Annotated in this window: 1 pseudogene; it reads left to right on the top strand. The window is 49.6% G+C overall.

What is annotated here, in order from left to right:
* Window positions 1-248: 248 nt before the first annotated feature.
* Window positions 249-575, top strand: a pseudogene (locus tag A3756_RS19085) (acetyl-CoA C-acetyltransferase); the annotation flags it as partial.

Raw genomic sequence — 575 nt, forward strand, 5'->3', positions numbered from 1 at the left:
ATTATCGACCTAAACCGAAAACACTTGGCACTCTGTGTAAGCTAATTGCTTGGTGTCCTCTACAGGTAAACCGCAAGCCTTTACCTTTCCTTACAGCAAACAAATTGGTTCAAAAACGAGATCCTTGATACAATCTGCGACCGATTTGGTGGGCTAAGGTCACTATCCTTGGCTTCGTTTGTATTTCCGGCACCTCACGAGGGTGCACTCTTTGTGGCTCGGCCACGAGTAAAACGTAAGAGGCTAATATGTCTAAGCAAGATTCTGTTGTAATTGTAAGCGGTGTTCGTACACCAATGGGTGGTCTTCAAGGTAGCCTGTCTACTGTTCCTGCGCCTGAGCTAGGCAGCATCGTTATCAAAGAAGCGGTCGAGCGTGCGGGCCTTAAGCCTGAAGACGTACAAGAAGTGATCATGGGTAACGTATTGCCAGCCGGTCTTAAGCAAGGCCCAGCTCGCCAGGCAATGCGTCAAGCAGGCCTACCTGATGCAACGGGTGCTACCACAATCAACAAGCTTTGTGGTTCAGGTATGAAAGCGGCGATGATGGCACACGATGCGATCAAGGCAGGCACT

Source organism: Oleiphilus sp. HI0086 (genome assembly GCF_001635225.1).